Below are 19235 nucleotides of genomic sequence, written 5' to 3'. Positions count from 1 at the left end.
AGGCGGAGATCTGGAATTCCTTCGCCGCCGGAGTCGCGCCGGCTCGAATGTTCAGACGCTCCGGGCCGCGTGCTCCGCGAGAATCGCTTGAAGATCGGCGTGCCCCGGCTCCCACTCGCCGCCGGTCGCCTGCGTCGTCGTCAGCACACCGCGTTCCAGGACGCCCCGCGTGCTGATGCAGCCGTGCTCCGCCGTGATGATGCACGCGGCGCCGACCGGGTCGAGCTTCTGGCGTATCGCTTCCACCACCTGGTAGCCGATGTGCTCTTGGACCTGCAGCCGCCGCGCATACCCGTGAAGCACGCGAGCGAGCTTGGACAGTCCGACGATGGGTGCTCCCGGTCGCGGGCGGTACGCGACTGTCGCGGTGCCGGTGATTGGCAGCAGGTGGTGCGCACAGGTGGAGGTCAAGCGGATCCCGCTGAGCACGACTAGGCCGGGATCCGACGGCCCGGTGAATGTCGCGTCCAGGTGGATGACCGGATCGTTGTCGTATCCGGCGAGACACTCGGCCCATGCTTCGGCGACGCGTCGGGGCGTGTCGTACGTATGCGAGTCACGCTCTACACCAAGCGCAAGCAGAAGGTCGGAAACACTCGATGCGACCTTTTCGATGTCAATCATTTAGTGACCTCTACGATCTTGCCAGGCGAGAATGTGCAGCCTGTGGGTGGCGTTGATACCGGCCTGCGCAGCCGCGTCTGCGATCGCGCGCCAGCGGCCGTTCAGCTCTTGTGCGGTCGTCCCCTCCGGCATCACCCAGACTTGGCTAAGGGGCCAACCGGTGGTGCGAGCGATGTCGACGACGCCGGCGACATCGTCGGCCGAGGTGCACACCACCTTCAGGTGCGCGTGGCCGGATTTTGCGACCTCGACCCACCCGGTACGCAGTGCCGGATCGACGTTGCCGCGATGAGCACCCGCATTCGCGAGTTTCGGTGACACGACGAATGTCTGGACCAAGCCTCGAGTGGTCGAGTTCGGTACGATCGTTCCGTTGGTCTCGATCTGCAGCGTGCAACCGCGCGCTCTCAACCCGGTGCATAGTGCGCGCCACGCAGGCCGATTCTGGTGCAGCAGCGGCTCTCCACCGGTGACGACGACAAGCGACGACGAGGCAACCCCGGCGATAACCTCCTCCACCGGTGTCATCGGGATCTCGCGCCGCAGGTCAAAGCGCTGCGCGTCCCAGGTATACGGCGAGTCACACCAGGAACACGAGAGATTGCAGCCGCCGAGCCGAACGAACCAGGCGCTCCGGCCGGCATACGGGCCCTCGCCTTGGATGGTCGGTCCGAACACCTCGGAGACTGGCAGTGCAGGCATGCCGCCGTCACTGGACTCAAGCAAGCCTATGTCGGCCTCGTCTGTCTTCACCAAGAAACCTCTGCGGCATTGACATGGGTTTCCCGTACCACGACCCGGGACACGCGCACACCTGGCCACCCCCGCGATTGGAGGTATCCGGCCGTGACCCGGCTGAGAAGCTCGGCGACGTTCTCTACCGTCGGCCAGCTAAGGCCGAACGAGGGATCCGCTTTGCCGAACACGAATACCTTGGAGTTCGCCGCATTTAGCGCCGGCACGAGTTCGTCCTCGCTTCCCAGCATGGCGCCGTGATCGAGATTCTCGTCGATCCACTCCCGCAGATAGCTCTTCAAGTCATGGAACTCCACGACTATGCCGTCGGCTCCGGCTTCGCCCGCGACGGTTGCCTCCACCCACCAGGAGTGACCGTGGAGGTTGTGGCATTTTCCGCCCAGCTGCGGCAGACGATGCGCGGATTCGAAGTTGTGCCGAACGGTGACAGCAGTGGTCGCTGCGGTCTGTCGGATTTCCCTGCAGTCACCCTCTCGTTCTTCCTCGCACCATGTCGCGTCGCGTGCGAGTTCATCGGTTCTTTCAGCCATCAAGCTCTCCTCCAGTTCGCAGCAGGCTTCCGTCAATGTCGGCGCTCACGGAATTCCGCGGGTTTGAGCTCGTGCAATTTCCCTGGGCCGGGGCCGCGTGCGGTCTTTCTACTTGCTCGGCGGAGTGATTGTCGAGTCGGTTCGGCCGGGTTTCTTGTTCGGCCGGCGACTGGTCCGTTCATGCAGATTTGATGGCTGATGTTGAGCAGCCAGTCGCGGAGGATTCGGCGGCGACAGGGTTCGAGACCAGTGGGTACCAGTCAATGGTTGACCGGTTCGCCGCTTCTAGGACAGCGGTGCCCAGCGGAAGCACGGCGGCCAAGGCCCGGTGAGCCGCAGCCGGAGCCGAGTCTCTGTCCAACTGCTGATAATCCTCAGTCGCACAAGACGTCTCCGGGAGACGGATTGGCTTGCGCAACACAAACGTGCACGCGACGAGAAACCGCCGTATTGTCGCCGCGAGATCGCGTCAGGTCATATTGCACTTCGTCCGCCGATCGGCGAATCGCCCTGTCAATGCGCGGGTTCCATCACGCTCTACGCGCTCGTCATGTATCGCGCACTTACCGGAGGAACTATCGTGGCTGGTGAAATCCTTGATCTCGTCGTAGCTAACGGAACCGTCGTACTCGGCGACGGACGCCACCGGGTGGCGGTAGGCGTCAAGGACGGAAAGGTGGTCGCCCTCGCACCCGAGGAGTTACTGCCACCCGCGAAGGAACGCATCGATGCACACGGGAACTACATCCTGCCGGGCATCGTCGATTCGGAGGCCCATCCCGGCTGCTACGTGCCCTTCGAATACGACATGCGCACCGAGTCGCGGACCGCGGCGTGCGCCGGCGTGACCACATGGGGCATCCAGGCGCCGGTGACGCGCATGGGTACCGAGCCGTTCAAAGAGGTCGTCAACCGGGCCGACGTGGTCTCGTTCCACCAGGCGTTCCCTTCAGCGCGGAAGGTGATCGAGACCGTTTCGCACGTCGACGCCTATCTCACCTACATGCTCGAGACCGATGAGCAGGCCCACGAGATCCAGGAGTATGCCGAGGGACATGGCGTCACCTCGTTCAAGCTCTACCTGCAGACGCGTGGCCTCAAGGCCATGCGAGACGGTGACGACAGCAACTGGCCGTCTCGGCGTGCGGGTCTTGGTACGGGCATCGACGACGGAACCGTCTACCAGGTGATGGAGCAGGTGGCCCACCTCGGCTACCCGGGGATGGTGCACATCCACCCGGAGAACTGGGAGATCGGCCGAGTCTTCGAGGACCGTCTGCGCGCGGCCGACCGCACCGACTTCGGCGCCTGGACGGACCGTTCCCCCGACTTCCTAGAGGCACAGCACATCCGGGCCTACGCGTATCTGGCGCGGCAGACCCCGGGAAATCCTCCGCTGTACCTTCAGCACTGCACCACGCGCCTCAGCTTCGAGGAGGTCGCGAAGGCGCGCGCCGAGGGCGCGCGGGTGTTCGCGCAGACCGGGCCGGCGTGGCTGTGGGCGCAGCCGGAGGACGGCTGGCGGATCAACGTGCCGCTGCGTCGCCGGGAAAACATCGACGCCCTGTGGGAGGCGCTGGCCGACGGCACCGTGGACGTCGTCGGGTCCGATCATGTGGTCGGCTGGGAACCGGCGAGTTTTGAGGAAATGTACAACCCGAATATCTGGGACTGCCGTACCGGCTTCAGCCGGGTCGAACTCTTCCTGCCCGTTCTGCTGTCCGAAGGCGTGCACAAGGGCCGGATCAGCATGGAGCGCCTGGTACAGGTCAGTTGCGAGAATCCGGCCAAGACCAGCGGCCTCTGGGGCCGCAAGGGCTCGCTGCTGCCCGGCTTCGACGCGGACATGGTCATCGTCGACGCCGGACGCGAGGTCACCGTCGGCAAGGAGCACATCAACACTCGGGCCGGGTGGTCAATCATGGAAGGCCACACCTTCCATGGCTGGCCGGTCAAGACGATCATGCGTGGCAAGGTCACCGCCGAATGGGCCGACGACTCCCCTGGAATGCGTCCGGTAGCCGAAGCCCGCGGCGAGTATCTGGCTCGGTACCCGCAAAGCACATCGCGCACTTACCCGATCGCCGAGCCGACCGCCGTCGACCTGTCGCACCGCCGGTGGAGCGGTTCGGATTTCAACCGGCCCGGCTTCAGCCCGGAGACCCAGCTCTACACCTCCGTGCGCGCGGACGGGCGCGGGGAGACCGGGCGATGAGGGACAACACCCGGGGTGATGACATCGCCAAAGAGACGGCCGTCAACGACGAAGTTTGGGCGGATGTCCTTGGTGAGACCGACCGGATGGTCTTTGAAGCGGCAGGCTGGGGACGTCGGGCAGGATTCGGCCGACGACCGGCGCTGATGATTGTCGACGTAAATTACAACTTCTGCGGAGACCGGCCCGAGCCGATCCTCGAGTCGATCGAACGCTGGCGGTACTCCTGCGGCGAGGTCGCGTGGACCACCGCGATACCGGCGATCGCACGGCTGCTGGAGGTCGCTCGGCGTAAACGGCTGCCGGTGATCTACACGACCAACCCACGGCGCTCGGATGGATTCGACCTCGGCGTCTGGACGGCGAAGAGCACGCGCAGCGGTGACGTGGTGGACGTGAACGGACACATGGGCAACCGGATCGTCGCCGAGATCGCACCGGAGGCCGATGACATTCTCGTCGAGAAGCGGAAGCCTTCGGCCTTCTTCGGTACGCCACTGATGAGTCACCTGACGATGCTCGGCGCCGACTCACTGATCATCACGGGCACGACAACGAGCGGTTGCGTGCGGGCCACGGCCGTGGACGCCATCTCCTACGACCTTCGTGTCACCGTCCCGCATGAGGCGGTCTTCGATCGGGCGGTGCTCTCCCACAAGGTGAGCTTGATGGACATTCATATGAAGTACGCCGACGTCACCGGGCTCGACGAGGTCCTCGGCTATCTCGAAGGACTCACGGAGGGGATGTTCGACGATGTCTACCCGCCGGCGGCAGCCCGCGCCAGCTCCGGCTGAAACCTGGACGGCAGGTAGGCGCCAGCAGTAGCGGCCGTCATCGAGATTGGTGAGCTGATGAACGTCGACACGATTCCCGAGAAGCAGGGCAAGGAGCGATCGTCCGCCTTCTGGCGATACTGGGCCGCCTCCACGATCAGCACCACCGGTTCGGGTGCCACGAGCCTGGCGCTTCCCCTCGTGGCCCTCACCGTCCTGGACGTCTCCAACTTCGAGATGGGCGTCCTGACGGCAGTCGGCTATGCGGCCATCATCGTCATGGGTCTTCCGGCCGGCGTGATCGCCCAGCGGTTCGCCCTGCGCTCGCTGCAGGTCAGCATGGACCTGTTCCGGTTCGCCGCGATCGCGACAATCCCCCTGGCTGCCTGGTGGGACATGCTGACGCTGCCGCACCTGCTGGTGGTCGCATTCTTCGTCGGAATGGCGAACAACGTCTTCGACGTGGCCAACTCGACGTTCCTTCCGGGAATCGTGCCGACCTCGCAGCTCATCGCCCGCAACGGTCTCATGTCGAGCACCGTCGCAACGACCCAGCTCGTCGGCCCGTCATTGGGCGGACTGCTGGTGCAGGCTGTCGGTGCCGCGTTCACCATGGTCATCGACGCCATCTCCTACCTGGTCTCGGCGCTGTTGCTGAGCAGCATCCGCATCACCGGTACGAGGCCGCCGATCTCCCGGAAGCCTCTGTTCCGGGAGATGGGTACCGGTCTTCGTTTCGTCTTCTCGCACCCCATCATCAGGGTGGCCGCGTTGTACGCGACCGCGGTGAACTTTGCCAACGGCGTGATCTTCGCGGTTCTCGCTCCGTTCCTCGTGCGAACGCTGGGTCTGGAGCCGGCGTTCGTGGGCCTGGTGTTCGCTCTCGACGGTGTCGGGTCGGTCCTCGGCGCCGCTGTTACGGCCAGAGTGGCCCGGCGCTTCGGCACGGCGCCGGCGCTGCTGCTTACCGCCACGGCCGGGGCAGTGTTCGTGCTGGCCATGCCACTGGCCGTGACGGGCTACGCTCCCGCGATCTTCGGCTTCGGCCTCGGCGCATTCGCCTTCTCCGCCGTCGTGGCATCGGTGATCACTCGCACCCACCGTCAGACGGCCTCGCCTCCGGAGCTGTTGTCCCGAGTCATGGCCTCGGTGCGATTCGTCTCGTGGAGCGTCATCCCGATCGGCTCGGTGACGGCGGGACTGCTGGCCGAGGTGTGGTCACCGCGGGTCGCTCTGGTGGAGGCGTGCGTGGCGGTGTTCATCGGCACCCTCCTCCTGTGGTTCAGCCCTGTGCGAGGACTTCGGGAGCTGTCCGACCTCGACTCCCAACAGGCCGTGGCGCAGCCGCTGCCGCACTGATCCCAAGAGAGCGATGCCAGCCTGACGGATGGTTCGGGGGTTCACGATGTCATGGCACGAAGCGATGCCCGGCGGAGGCAGAGATGATCCACGTCGAGGTGAGTAACGAGGCACTCGGTGACCTGCGGATCGTCGTCAGTCCGATCTGGGAGGCCTTCGCCAGCCTCTCGATGTTGGCCTGGGGACGGGTCTCGCCCTGGCCCTACAGCGAGTGGGGAAGGAAAGCCGAACGCGCTGTCCAACGGCGTCCCGGCGCGGAGCTGGTCGCCTGGATCCGCAGGCTGCACGGCGTCGTCCCGAACGTTCTCACTCCGGTGCCGGAGGGCGAGCAGTCCATCGAAGATGAGGTCAAAACCCTAGTCGACCAGCTCACCGAGCTCCCGGACGCCCACCTGCGCGCGGTGATGACGGCGGCCGGTCCGACGACCCTGCACCCCGAGGCGTGGTTGAGGTGGCTGCCCACCGCGATCCTCGACTACTGGGAGGCGGCACTGGCGCCGTACTGGGACACCGTGGGCACCGCGCTGCGGGCGGATGTGCTCACCAGAGCGCACATGCTCGCCAGTGAAGGCGTGACCAACGCGTTGGCCGGGTTCGACCGGCGGATCCGGTGGAACGCGCCGGTACTCGAACTGCCCACCGCCGTGCCTTCGTGTCGGCTGCGCTGCGCCGATCGGCTCGTGCTGGTGCCGCAGATCTTCGGGCGCCGGACGACCCGGTGCGTTTTGAGCCGTTCCGGGTCCGTGGCCGTGACCTATCAGGCGCAGGGCGCGGGGGCTCTCGGCACGCTGCACAGCGCCCCTAGGCAGGCGACGAGCGCGCGGTCTCACCACGACCGCCTGGGTCTCATGGTGGGCCGCGGAAAGGCGGCAGTGCTACGGGGCCTGGCGCAGCCGACGACGACCTCGGAGCTCGCCCAGGCACTCGGCATGTCACCGAGCACGATCTCCGAACATCTCAGCACAATGGTGGCCGCCGACGTCGTCCGCAAGCAGCGGTCAGGAGCGCGGGTCATCTACGTGTTACAGGGGGCGGGTGTCGCTCTGCTGCGTTACCTGGACGCGGAGTCGAAGGCACGGCCGCCGATATCGCTTCCTCGTGCCATTGACGCCGACCCCAATTTTATCGATAGCAATCGATCACAAGCCGCTGAGTAATCGGCAGCGTGCCTATGGGGGCTTCCTCTGGCAGGACCATGGCGGGTGCGAACAGCGGGCTCGTGAGCCGACAGCGGGTAGGCCGCCACGTGCGCCACGAGCTCAACCAGGCGGGTACGGATCATGGACGACAAGGTGGATCTCGCCGCGATTTCCGAGGACGCGGTCGCGTAGCCGTGGCTGACGGCGTGTGCGCGGCCCGGTGCCCGGGCCGCGCACACGGCATCAACGGAACTCGACGACTCCTTGCTCGACCAGATCGCGCAGCATCCGCTCCGCGCTGGTCCAGTCGCATTCGATCTCCTGCAAGACCTCTTGCAACCGCGTGACCCCGTCGACTCGGGCCAGGAAGTCCCGGTACTGCGGCTCATCGTCGTCCAGGACGTACTCGATGACGCCGTCGACGGCGAGATAGCGCCGCCGCTCGTCCGCCGGTTCGGTCAGCAGCAGCACCGAGGGGGCGAGCCGAGGTACATCGTCGGGACGCAGGCCGAGACTCAGCCCCGTCACCTCCTCGAGCGTCCGCTCCTGTGCTGCCCAATCCGCCACCTCGACGGAGGAGGGAGGCGCCGACAGCGGCAATTGCTTGACGGGCGCCGGCAGGTCATGGGCCATGGCCGACAGCAGACCGAGGTTCACGACACGAAGCGCGATCTCGACCTGGGCGTCCGCGGGGCGCTCGCGCAAGTCCTTCAGGGTGCGCCGGAGTCCATCGGCGTCGATGAGGTCGGCGGCGCCGGGTGCCGCCAGCGACTCCTCGACCAGGGCGCCGCCGTCACGCTCCAGCATCGCCAGCACCATCCGGTAGGTGTACTGAAGCCCCGGACCGTGGAAGAACGGTTGTTTGGGCCGGTGGACGACATCATCGGCGAGGGTTCCCCGCATACCCCTGCGGAGAATGGTCTTGTCCCACAGCAGCTCTTCGCGTAGGTGCGGAGGCACGGCGGCGACCAGTTCCACCAGCCGGTGATCAAGGAACGGGACCCGAGCCTCGATCCCGCTGCCCGCCGCGGTGCGATCCTCGTGCCAGACGTTGTACTGCTGGAGCTTGCTGTACTGGCCGGCCAGGTAGGCGAGATAGGCGTCATCGTGCGCTGGTTGCGCCCAGCGTCGTACGGCCTCGTCGGAGATCAACGACTGGCCCGGCAACGACCACCACGGGGCCAGGTCGGGCCGGTTGCGTAGCGATCCCACCCGATGCATTGCACGGATGTTTCGGTCGAAATCGGACCAGGCGCCGTCGCCCGCTACGTCCGCCGAATACCCACCATTGAACTCGTCACTGGCGGCGCCGAGCAGCATCCCCCGCAGTTGGGGCCGCGCGGACTTCGCATACCGGTGCAGCTCGTGTTTGTAGTACATCTCCGGTCCGCAGAACGGCGACTCGACGAGCCACAGCAGGCGCTTCCACTCCTGCGCGTCTGGCACCCGCTGGGTGTCGAAGACGACCTGGTGGTTGGGCAGCCCGAGGTCCTTGGCGACCCGATGGCCGTAGTAAGCGTCCCCGCTGTGGTATGTGGTCGCGGCCAGCACGGTGAAGGTGTGCAGTTCACTCACCCGCTCGGCGGCGAACGCGGCGACCGCTGCCGAGTCGATGCCGCCTGACAGGAACAGGCCCAGTTCCGCATCCGACGTCGCACACTCGTGGACCGACTCGGCGAGCAGAGCGCGGTATTTCTCGACGAACCCGTCCGCGGTGGTCGGGACGTCGTCCGCGTCCCCCGGGAATTTCCAGTAGCGGTGTTCCCGAGTGCTCCCGTCGGTGAGGTCGATGCGCTGGATGGTCCCGGCACCGACGGAGGAGATCCCCTCGAACCACGTCGTGGGATAGGCGTCCTCGGTCAGGTAGACGGCCGCCGGAACGGCCGGCGTGGTCAGCGCTCGTTCCCAGTCGAACCGACGGGGCGTACGCGGGTCGGTGAAGAGGGCCTTGATCTCCGAGGCGAGAATGATCCGGCGGCCGTCGCGGTGATAATAGAGCGGTTTGATACCGAACCGGTCCCTGGCAAGGATCAGATGGTTGTTCCGTTTGTCCCACAGAATGAGGCCAAACATTCCGCGGACATCGTCGAGAAAATTCAGTCCGTGTTGGCGATAGAGGTGCAGCAGCACTTCGCAGTCGGATCCCGTGCGCATTGTGGTTCCCGCCGGCAGCGACGCCAACAATTCACGATGGTTGTAGACCTCGCCGTTGGCGATCAGCACCAGTGAGCCGTCGTCGGTCTTCAGTGGCTGGGAGCCTGAAACCGGGTCGGTCAATGACAACCGGGTGAACGCCATTCCGACGGGGCCGTCCCGGAGAATCTCCCGGTCGTCGGGTCCGCGATGGGCGAGAGCATCGACCAGGCCCCGCAGTAGCACGTCTCCACTCTCGCCGAGGTGGCTGCCGTCGAGGCATGCCACAGCCCCGATTCCGCACATGGTGACTCCTTACTTGACTAGGGCTTACCCGAAGAGCACGGCGTCGCACGGCGCCCCGCAGGACACCGTGCGACGCCGCTGCAATCAGATGGTGTTGCGGAGCATCGTGCTCTGCGAAACGGGCTTCACGCCCGGCTTGGAGTACTTCTTCATGGTTGACACCTCCTCGTCCTTAGAAGCTGCGATCAGATGGTGTTGCGGAGCATCGTGCTCTGCGAAACGGGCTTCACGCCCGGCTTGGAGTACTTCTTCATGGTTGACACTTCCTCGTCCTTAGAAGCTGCGATCAGACGGTGTTGCGGAGCATCGTGCTCTGCGAAACGGGCTTCACGCCCGGCTTGGAGTACTTCTTCATGGTTGACACCTCCTCGACCCCAGAAAAGGCTCGCCTGGGTATATCTAATTCCCGGGAATAGTTGCGTGCGACGGGTACGTCCATTCAGTGTGCGTAACCGTTCACCCCGGCGGATGAGATGACGCTATACGGGGTCCAACCTCCGGCGCCAGACCTTTCGGCTCAATCCGAATCTGCCCGGATACTGCACCTCTCTACATTGACATTCGTGCAGCGACTCGGATAGAAACACGGCACAGAATAGCGAGGGAAATACGTCGTCACGGACGCACGGACCACACCTTCCCGCGGCGAGAGGTCGGCGACAACGGTGGCAAATATCTGGGACGACGCGCATTGGTGGCTCGCGACCACGCTCGCCGAACGTCTGTCGGAACCGCCGTCGCGGACCGACCCGCGGCGGCGGGAACGGGGCATGGCAAAGGTGCGCGCCTTGCAGGAGAGACGGCTGCCCCACGGTGCCGTGGCGTCACTCGACGCGCTGTGTGCGGCAGAACAGAGCAGTGTCGAAGAGTTGACGGCCGCGCTCGGGGAGACCTCCGCGGAGCTGAAGTCACGATTTCCGGCCCGTCCGGAGTGGCTGACAATCATCCGAGCCGCGTGGACCGCTCACGAGGCGGCACCTGTCGACGCCGACGCCCGCTGTCTGTGTGGCGGCCGGCCCACGAGGGGTCACGACCCCGTCCGGTCGTTGCTGGGCTGGGTGGCTCCGTTGGTGCGATGGGCGCGCGAAGAGCTCGCCGATCGACTCCGCGATTCCCCTGTGGACCTGGAATACCGTCATCCTCTGCTGTCGGCCGACGACGACACGCTGCTGAGCATGGTTCAACAGCCGGCCCTTCTCGAGCTGGAGACCGCCCGGTCCGCGGGCCGTCTGTGTGGGGCCGCACCGGAGGACCGCTTCGCCTGCTTCGCCACCGCGCTGGCCAATCCGTGCACCGGAGCGCGGCTCCTGATGGGATATCCCGTCCTGGCACGTGAGCTGGTCGAGCACGTCCGGCGGTGGATCGAGGTGCGCCATGAGCTGGCCGTACGAACGGTCGCCGACCTCGACCTCATCCGCACATTGACCGGGACCACGGCGAAGGGTCTCGACGCGGTCGTCGCCGTCGGATTCGGCGCGGGAGACCCGCACCGAGGCGGGCGCAGCGTCACGATCCTGACGTTCGAGGATGGGGTCCGGGTGGTGTACAAGCCGCGCGGCGCAGCGCCTGAACGGTGCTTCGCGGGTCTCGTCCAGTACGTAAACGAAGCTGGGCTCACCCACGCCCTACGACCCGTCGGCGTGGTGGACCGCCAAACGCACAGCTGGGCGGTGCACGTGAGCGTCCGGCCGTGCGCCGATGCCGAGGAACTGCGGCGCTTCTGGTGGCGGCAGGGCGCGTTCCTGGCGCTCTTCTATGTGCTGCGGGCCTACGACATGCACATGCATAACGTCATCGCCGACGGAGAGTTCCCCTCGTTCTTCGACCTGGAGGTGTTGTTCCACGCGCCGGCGGACTTCGAGGACGACGGCGCTCAGATCGCCCGGAAGTTGCGCGAGTCCGTGCTCACGACGCTGCTCCTACCTCAGCAGCGCATCGCGCAGGACGACGAGGGAACACATCAGCTCGACGTAAGCGGCATGACCGGGGGTTCCTGTCCCACCGACCGTGAGACCCGGAGAACCGTCCAAATCCTCGACGCGGGCACCGACCGGATGCGCACGGTCCGACAGCGGATGCGGCCGTCCCGTGCGGATAACCTGCCCACCCGCGACGGCGGCCGCGTCGACCCGGCCGATATCGAGCAGGTGGTCGGCGGCTTCGTCGACTGCTACCGCATCCTCATGACCACAAAGGACGCTCTGGTTAGCGACGGTGGGCCGTTGTCGGCCTTCCGCACCACGGAGGTGCGGACCGTGCTGCGCAACACGAGCGAGTACACCGAACTGCTGACCGCTTCCTGGCAGCCGAGCCTTCTCCGGGACGGCGCGGACCGGGACTTCATGACCTCCCAGCTCGGGGATCGCGGCGAGCTGCGCCAAGAGGCGTTCCTACGCAGCGAGGTCCGGCAGCTCCGGCAGGGCGACGTCCCGGTCTTCCAGGTGGGCGTCGCCGGTACCGCATTGACCGACGAGACGGGCGAACTGGTCGCCGACTTCTTCTCCACGAGTGGTTGGGCCGCTGCCACCGCTCGCGTCGCGGCGTTGACCCAGGAAGACCTCGACGCTCAGGTCTGGTGCATCCGCGCGGCGTTCGCGACCGTTATGGTCGGCCAGGATCCGCCCCCGCTCCGGTTGTCGTCGACCGGGGCGGGCGTTTACCGGCCGGAGCGGTGCCTCGACGCGGCCCGGACGATCGCGGACCGACTCTTGGCCACCCGCCATGACGACGGCAGCGGGCCGGAGTGGGCGACCCTGAACCCGCTCGGCAGTGAGCACTGGTCGATCGGCGCCACCGATCTCAGTCTGTCATCGGGCGTCACCGGAATCGCCCTGTTCCTTGCGGAGATCGGCGCCGTCCTCGACGAGCCGAGATATCGCGTGGTCGTGGAGGATCTGCTCGGCGGAGTCCTGGATCCCGACCAGGAGCCGGATCCCGAGGACCTCTTGGGCTGCACCACGGGAATCTTCGGCGACCTCGGCGGCCTCGGCTACCTGCTGGCCCGGCTCCGGGTCCTGTGGGGTCCCGGCGTCGAGCGTCGAGCGGCTCCGTGGCTGGCCGCCGCCGTCGACCGTGGACTCGCTGACGCCGTCGGCGGCGACGTCCTCGGCGGAGCCGCCGGTGCGGCGCTGACCCTGGTTACGCTGCATCGCACGGGCGCCGTCGAGGCCAGCCGGGAGATGCTTGTCCGGGCCGGCCGACAGTTGCTCGGCCATGTTCCCGAGCACAACCGCCACGCCGGCTTCGGTCGCGGTGACGACGGCATCGCGTACGCGCTGGCGAGGGTCGGCGCGGAACTCGACGATCCCGCTTTGATCGCCGCAGCCGTCCGGATCCTGACGCTGCTTCCCAGCCCGGTGGACGCCTCGGCCGGCGATGTGAGTTGGTGCCGGGGCTTGTCGGGGACCTTGATCGCTGCTACGGGAATCCTCAAGCTTCCTCTGGCCCGGGCCTGGCGGGAGCAGCTGACCGTCGTACAGCAGCGCACCACCTCGGCGCTGCGCTCATCGGTCACCGGTCCCGACCCGGTCGTCCGGGATGACAGTCTCTGCCACGGGGCAACTGGGCTTGCCGAGGCCCTCATGCTCACCGTCGACGTTCCCGGCGGAGGCGAGGCGATGTGGGACCGCTCGCGAGCGCTGCTTGCCGCCGCGGCCGAGCGAGTCCGCAGCGACGGCCCGGTGTGTGCGGCACCAACCGGCCTGTGGGTGCCCGGCCTTCGCCACGGCGCGGCCGGAGTGGGTCACGCCCTGCTGCGTGCGTATGCCGGTGACCGGGTCCCCCAGGTGTTGTGTCCCGCCGGAATCACATCCGATCACGCTCTGTGAGAGCCATACCAGGAGGTCAACACACAATGCCGGAAACGGTTGAGACGGGAACCGTCGTCAAACCCCGGGCCGACGTGGGCGTACGGCGGGTGGCGGGCACGGTCACCGTGGGATGGGACGAGGAGGCGTTCGAGCTGTCGGAGACCACCTTCTTCATCTGGCGCCAACTTGATGGCCGGCGGGCGGTCGCCGATGTGGCATCGAGTGTCGCCAATTACTACGGGATCGACCGCAGTGAGGCGTTGGCCGACACTCTGGAGGTGCTGCGGGACCTCATCGACCTCGGCCTGCTTCAAGTGATCGCCTCAGACTCCGGCGGATCCGCCGGAGTCTGAGGCCGGCGCGACCGATCCGCCCCTGGACGTTTTAGACGAAGGAGTCAGACACACATGAACCTACCCAAGACCGTGCAGCTTCCCGCCGCCGAGGTACGGCGTCTGCGTGCCGCCCTGGCTGAGAACGGCCTGATCTCCGATGACTGCCTGGCGGTGTTCATCGGGGGTTCGGTCGCCCGCGGGTGGCAGCACGCCCGCAGCGACACGGACCTGTACGTCATCTGCGACAAGCCCTGGACCGGTGAGACCAACGGCGTCAACACCGTCGCCCTCACACCCGCCACCGTCCCCACCGTCGGGGCGTTTGTCGACGGCGAGCGCGTCGAACTCCGCTATTGGCTGGACGACCAGGTGGACCAGACGTTCGCTAAGGCCACCTGGGAGGAGTTCCAGAACGGTGACTCGATCGGCCAGCGACTGAGCGGCACCGAGGCAATATTCCTCAGCAGGCTGGGCCAGGCCATCATCATTTCCGGGGAGGACTGGATGGCCGAGCGACAGAAGCAGCTGGTGGAATGTGCATTCCGTTCCATGTGGACCCTGCGCTGGCTCGGCGAGGCCGACGGCCATGTGCGCGGCGCTCTCGGCATGATGGAGGCGGGTGACCACACTTCCGCCGTGCTGTCGGCACAAATGGCGCTGGGTGCGTCAGTGGACGCGCTCGCTTTGAGTTACCACGAATTCGGCTTGGACCGGAAATGGCGGGCTCGGCGCATGGAGGCTATCAAGTCCGCGACATTGTCCTTCGATCGGTTCTGGGAGCTCACAACGATGCAGACGTTCGATCCCAGCCGCCCGCAGGCCTGGGTCGAAGATGTGCTGGACGTATGCCGACAGATCGCTCTCGACGTCGAGGTGTGATGGCGGACCGGACTATTCGGTGTCAGCCGAAATGTCCACGATCGCCATCAAACGATGGCTATACTTCGATTATAAAAGATGGCCGCATGTTAATTCGCCCGAAATCGGGTTGCCCACATGAATCTGCGCTGCCACCTTTCTTAATCAGGTGAGGCACATATGTATCAGATTTCCGATGCTCCCGAACGGCCGACCGTCGCGCGCTACAGAAGCGCATTCTCGAATTGGGAGGAGCGCGCAAGTGTCCGCGTCGGCCCGCGCCGGTCGCTCGACGCCGATGACGGATCCGATATCTACTTCCCTCCGGAACTGGTGCCGGTCGTAGCGCATCCGTACATCACCGAGCGCGGACCGGAGGTGATCCGTCGCATCCTGGTGCATCGTCTCTACCAGTACCTCAATTTCACGACCCTGTTGGAGACCTCCGCCGTCATCCCGGTGACCTCGGACATCGGCATCGGCCGGTGCGGGTTGCAGCTTGACGCGCGGATGCGACGCGATGCCTTCAAGATCACCACCGACGAGGCCTGGCATGCCCAGTTCTCCGACGACCTCATCGCCGACGTGGTCGCGCACACCGGCGTCCCGGTCACGCTACCGGACCAGCCGTCGTTCCTGTCGCGGTTGGCTGTGGTGCGCGAAAGCATCGAGCCCTCGGTGCGCGGTGCGGCACCATTGGCCTTCGCGATCGTGAGCGAGACTCTGATCTCGTCCATCCTGAGGGACCTGCCGAAAGACCGGCGTCTGCCAGGCGCGGTGCGGGAGGTCGTCGCCGATCATGCGGAGGACGAGGGCAAACACCATGCCTACTTCCGAAGTCTCATCTCGACCTTCTGGCCGGCTCTGACGAAGGGGCAGCAGCAGCAACTCGGTCCCCTACTGCCGGAACTCATCACCATCTTCCTCGAGCCCGACTTCCAGGCGCTGAGCTATGCGCTGCTCGAGGTCGGCCTCACCGATGCCGAGGTCGAGCAGGTGCTGGCCGAGAGCCACCCGCGGGAGGAGACGGCGGCCGGTATCGCTCGGGCGGCGAAGGCCACCGTGCGCTATCTCCGCGAGGTCGGGGCTCTCGACGACGGCTGCACCCGGGAGGCGTTCCAGCGGTCAGCCTTGATCCCGTGAACCGTTCGGGCATTCGCCCGAACGGTTCGCGCTGGGCTCGATCAGCGTGCCTCGCCGGTCGTGGCGGAGCGCACCAGGCGGGCCTCGACCAGACCGTCCTGCTCCAACCGGCGCAGCACGCCGTAGACGGACGGGTCGCCGAGAGGTGTCAGCCTTCGGCACGGAGGTGTTTCAGCAGCCCCAGCTCGTACAGTGAAATCCATGCGTACGTCTCACGTCGCGCCGGCAGCCTCTCTCCTCGCGCTGTCGCTCATTCTCGCCGTCCCGGCCACGGCCGCGCCGGCTGCGGACACCGCGCCGCCTCAACTTCACTCGATCACTTTCGACAGATCCTCGGTCGCCGTCTCCGGTCTGCAGACCCAATTCGTGGGCGTGCGGGTCCGGCTGACCGACGAGACCGGTGTCCAGCCCATCGACTACCAGGCGAGCCAGGAACTGGCCTCGCCCTACCTGCGTTTCAACGCCTCGCTGAACAGCTTCGTCCTGCTCCGGCTGGCCGAGGGCACTGCACAGGACGGGATCTGGACCGGCTCCATCCCGGTCACCAGCGCCTGGAGCGGGAAGATCGAACCGGTCGGCATCTACGCCATGGACCAGACGCTCACGCCTGCGAACACGCTGGACGTCGACCCTCGGACGGTCGTCGACACGCCCAGCATCCAGGTGCAGAGCTCGCACCGACCGATGATCGACATGACCTTCTCGCCGGAGCCGCTGCCCAAGGGCAAGCCGGTCGTCCAGAAGATCCGGGCCTGGGACGCCACCACCGGCAAGCCCTGGCCCAACCTGTCGTTCAAACTCAGCATGGACAACGGCTGCGTGGAGCCGGGCAGCGTCTGGACGGCGCGGACCGGGGCGAACGGCACGTACCAGCGGACCCTCAGCGCGGCCAACGCGCAGTGGCTGCAGTGTGCCTGGGTGCCCGGGGTCAACCAGCCGACCATGCCGGAACCGCCGACGAAGATCGCGTCCGACGGCGGTCACGTCCGGACCGAGCGCTACTCGGTCAACGCGACGCTGGCCGCCAAGTCGGTGAAGGCCGGTACGAACGTCAACATCAACGGCGGTATCAAGCCCAATTACGTGAAGGGCAAACTCGTCCAGTTGCAGCGGCTCTACGCCGACAAGACCTGGCGCAAGGTGGGCACCGCCACGGTGCGGGCCAGTGGCCGCTTCACGCTCGTGGCGACGCCGCCGGGCAGGGCCACCTACTCCTACCGCGTTTACGCGCCGGGTGACTACGCCGTCGTCGGCGGCCTCTCCAAAGTCTTCACAATTCGCGGAACCTGACCGACAGCGACAGCCGCTCTACGCAAAGTGGCCCAGTCCTGGGGATTTCTCCCGGGCCTGGGCCACTTTCGTTTCGGAACAGGGTCAGGGCCGAAGCCGGGACAAAGAATCGAAACTCATGGGTACGGCATGACAACCGGACGTCCGGCCGGGCCCGTCTGAGTGGTGATGACCCAAGGGGAGGGGACACGATGCCGGATGGTGCGGACCAGGAGTACATCGAGTACGTCACGGCGCGGATACCCGCGTTGCGGCGGCTGGCGTATCTCCTCTCCGGTGACGAGCACCGCGCCGATGACCTGGTGCAGCAGACCATCACGACGCTGTACCTGAAGTGGCGGCGGGCGAGCGCCGCCGATCATCTCGACGCCTACGTGCGCACCATGCTGGTCCGGACGTACGTGGACGAGCGGCGGCTGGCGTGGGCCCGCGTGCGATTGTTCCGGCACGCCCCCGAACCACCGCCGCTCGAACCCGGCGGGGTCGAGGAGCGCCAGGTCGTACGGGCCGCATTGGCCCGGCTGCCACGCCGGCAGCAGGCCGTACTGGTGCTCCGGTTCTTCTACGACCTGTCGGTCGACGACGTCGCCACGACGCTCGGCTGCTCCACCGGCACGGTCAAGAGTCACACCTCCCGCGGTCTCTCCACCCTGCGACGCCTTCTCGGCGAGCCGGAACTCGCCGTAATGAACTGAGGAGCTGACATGCCATCCTCCGACTTCGATCTGTTACGCGCCCTCGATCCGGATCCACGCGCGAAGTCCACCGTGGACGTCCAGCGGGCGATCATCGACGCGCGGCGCAAGCGGGCGGTCCGCGGCGCCGGTTATGCCGGGACCGCGGCGCTGACCGCGGTCGCCATCGCCGGGGTGGCGATCGCCCTGAACCCTGGAACGAAGGCCGGCCCGACGGCGACCGCCACGGGAAAAGCGACCGCGACGGCGACCGCACCGAAGGTGGTTCCGCCGTCGCGTTGCACGGTCGAGAAGCTGCCCGCGCCAAAGGGCGCGCCCATGGCCATCATCGGCGGCGCGGATCCGGCCGGTAGGTACTTCGTCGGCCGGTCGTATCCGAAGGGCGGCGGCTACCAGGCGGTCATCTGGCACGACGGCGTGGGGAAGGAGGTGCCGATCCCCGGGGACGACGGGGAGGAGGATCTGCGCGACGTCAACGCGAGCGGCACCGCGGTGGGCTACGGCTACATCACGGCGACCAGGTCGGTTCCGTACGTCTACATCGACGGCAAAGCCACCCGGCTGCCCGGCGCCGAGCGCGGATCGGCGTACGCGATCAATGACAAGGGCCAGATCGTGGGGGACGACGAGGAGCACCCGCTGCTCTGGGAGTCGGCGATGGCGCAGCCGCGCCGGCTGCCGGTGCCGGCCGGCAGCACGTCGGTGCTGGTGGTGGACATCGACGAGGACGGGACCGTCATCGGCACGATCGACAACCGGCAGCCGTACATCTGGCCCGCGAACGGCACCCCCCACGCCCTCCCCCTCCCGGCTCTGGACAGCGAGAACGTTGAGGCGCGAGTCCGCTACATCCGCGACGGCTGGGTGTCCGGGGTGGCGAACATCGGCGGCGCCAAGGTGAAGTCCCCGCAGGGCAGGGCGGGGGCTCAAATCCACACGGTCCGCTGGAACCTGCGCACCGACGAGGTCTTCGTCGACGAGACCGAATCGAGTGCGGACGCGATGAACGCACTGGGCTGGCAGACCTTCGTCGCCAAGAAGGGCGGCGCCAGGCTGTTCGCCGACGGCAAGGTGATCCGGCTGCCGGGGCTGGCCCCGCTCGGTGACGACGCGTTGGCCGACATCGCCAACACCCTCAGCGACGATGGGCGGACTATCGGGGGCCAGTCCAACGACGCGAACGGGGTGATCCAACCGGTGGTCTGGCACTGCAAGTAGGCATTCCACCCCGGGTGAGCCGGGCTGCCCGTATCGCCGGGTAGCCCGG

At 66.5% G+C, this 19235-nt stretch carries 15 protein-coding genes; 11 read left to right on the top strand and 4 right to left on the bottom strand.

Annotated features, from left to right (window positions below):
- Positions 1-51 precede the first annotated feature (51 nt).
- Genes folE through CHC09_RS09885 form a run of 3 tightly spaced genes read right to left on the bottom strand, consistent with a single transcriptional unit; the run spans position 52 to position 1910 of the window.
- Positions 52-624, bottom strand: a complete 573-nt coding sequence (folE, locus tag CHC09_RS09895) for a GTP cyclohydrolase I (RefSeq protein ID WP_089292742.1) — start codon at positions 622-624, stop codon at positions 52-54.
- Positions 625-1377, bottom strand: coding sequence for a 7-carboxy-7-deazaguanine synthase QueE (locus CHC09_RS09890; protein WP_218827162.1), 753 nt, complete (start codon positions 1375-1377; stop codon positions 625-627).
- Positions 1374-1910 carry a 6-pyruvoyl trahydropterin synthase family protein gene (locus CHC09_RS09885; RefSeq protein ID WP_089293172.1) on the bottom strand — a complete coding sequence of 179 codons (537 nt, stop codon included), beginning with the start codon at positions 1908-1910 and terminating at the stop codon, positions 1374-1376. Before CHC09_RS09885 ends, CHC09_RS09890 begins: the two co-directional genes overlap by 4 nt.
- A 550-nt stretch (positions 1911-2460) precedes the next feature.
- Between CHC09_RS09885 and CHC09_RS09880 the strand changes: the two genes are divergently transcribed.
- The 4 genes from CHC09_RS09880 (at position 2461) to CHC09_RS09865 (ending at position 7417) form a co-directional block, all read left to right on the top strand.
- The gene (locus CHC09_RS09880) at positions 2461-4125 is read left to right on the top strand and encodes a dihydroorotase (RefSeq protein ID WP_089292741.1); all 1665 of its coding nucleotides are present in this window, start codon (positions 2461-2463) and stop codon (positions 4123-4125) included.
- The gene (locus CHC09_RS09875) at positions 4122-4922 is read left to right on the top strand and encodes an isochorismatase family protein (RefSeq protein ID WP_089292740.1); all 801 of its coding nucleotides are present in this window, start codon (positions 4122-4124) and stop codon (positions 4920-4922) included. The genes CHC09_RS09880 and CHC09_RS09875 overlap by 4 nt, the downstream gene beginning before the upstream one ends.
- Positions 4923-4979: 57 nt before the next feature.
- Positions 4980-6260, top strand: coding sequence for an MFS transporter (locus CHC09_RS09870; RefSeq protein WP_089292739.1), 1281 nt, complete (start codon positions 4980-4982; stop codon positions 6258-6260).
- An 83-nt stretch (positions 6261-6343) separates the two neighbouring features.
- The gene (locus CHC09_RS09865; RefSeq protein ID WP_089292738.1) at positions 6344-7417 is read left to right on the top strand and encodes an ArsR/SmtB family transcription factor; all 1074 of its coding nucleotides are present in this window, start codon (positions 6344-6346) and stop codon (positions 7415-7417) included.
- 225 nt (positions 7418-7642) lie between these two features.
- Here CHC09_RS09865 and asnB read toward each other — a convergent pair whose 3' ends face one another.
- Positions 7643-9838: an asparagine synthase (glutamine-hydrolyzing) gene (asnB, locus tag CHC09_RS09860; RefSeq protein ID WP_089292737.1), complete on the bottom strand. Its 2196-nt coding sequence runs from the start codon at positions 9836-9838 to the stop codon at positions 7643-7645.
- Positions 9839-10608: 770 nt separating this feature from the next.
- Here asnB and CHC09_RS09855 point away from each other — a divergent pair.
- From CHC09_RS09855 to CHC09_RS09825, 7 genes are all read left to right on the top strand, one after another.
- Entirely contained in the window at positions 10609-13665 is a 3057-nt protein-coding gene (locus CHC09_RS09855) for a type 2 lanthipeptide synthetase LanM family protein (protein ID WP_089292736.1), read from the top strand.
- Between the two features lie 26 nt (positions 13666-13691).
- Positions 13692-14000, top strand: a complete 309-nt coding sequence (locus CHC09_RS09850) for a PqqD family protein (RefSeq protein WP_089292735.1) — start codon at positions 13692-13694, stop codon at positions 13998-14000.
- Between the two features lie 54 nt (positions 14001-14054).
- Positions 14055-14861, top strand: a complete 807-nt coding sequence (locus tag CHC09_RS09845; RefSeq protein WP_089292734.1) for a nucleotidyltransferase domain-containing protein — start codon at positions 14055-14057, stop codon at positions 14859-14861.
- A 159-nt stretch (positions 14862-15020) separates the two neighbouring features.
- Entirely contained in the window at positions 15021-15983 is a 963-nt protein-coding gene (locus tag CHC09_RS09840) for a diiron oxygenase (RefSeq protein WP_089292733.1), read from the top strand.
- Positions 15984-16184: 201 nt separating this feature from the next.
- A complete protein-coding gene (locus CHC09_RS09835; protein WP_089292732.1) occupies positions 16185-17273 on the top strand; it encodes a hypothetical protein in 1089 nt (362 codons plus the stop codon).
- A 191-nt stretch (positions 17274-17464) separates the two neighbouring features.
- On the top strand, positions 17465-17968 hold the full coding sequence (locus CHC09_RS09830; RefSeq protein ID WP_089292731.1) for a SigE family RNA polymerase sigma factor: 504 nt from the start codon (positions 17465-17467) through the stop codon (positions 17966-17968).
- Between the two features lie 9 nt (positions 17969-17977).
- The gene (locus tag CHC09_RS09825; protein WP_089292730.1) at positions 17978-19186 is read left to right on the top strand and encodes a hypothetical protein; all 1209 of its coding nucleotides are present in this window, start codon (positions 17978-17980) and stop codon (positions 19184-19186) included.
- The last annotated feature ends 49 nt before the right edge of the window (positions 19187-19235 follow it).

The sequence above is a fragment of the Actinoplanes regularis genome, assembly GCF_900188005.1.
Lineage (GTDB): Bacteria > Actinomycetota > Actinomycetes > Mycobacteriales > Micromonosporaceae > Actinoplanes > Actinoplanes regularis.
The sequence above is the reverse complement of the archived record's forward strand: the minus strand, read 5'-3'. Positions and strand labels throughout refer to the sequence as shown.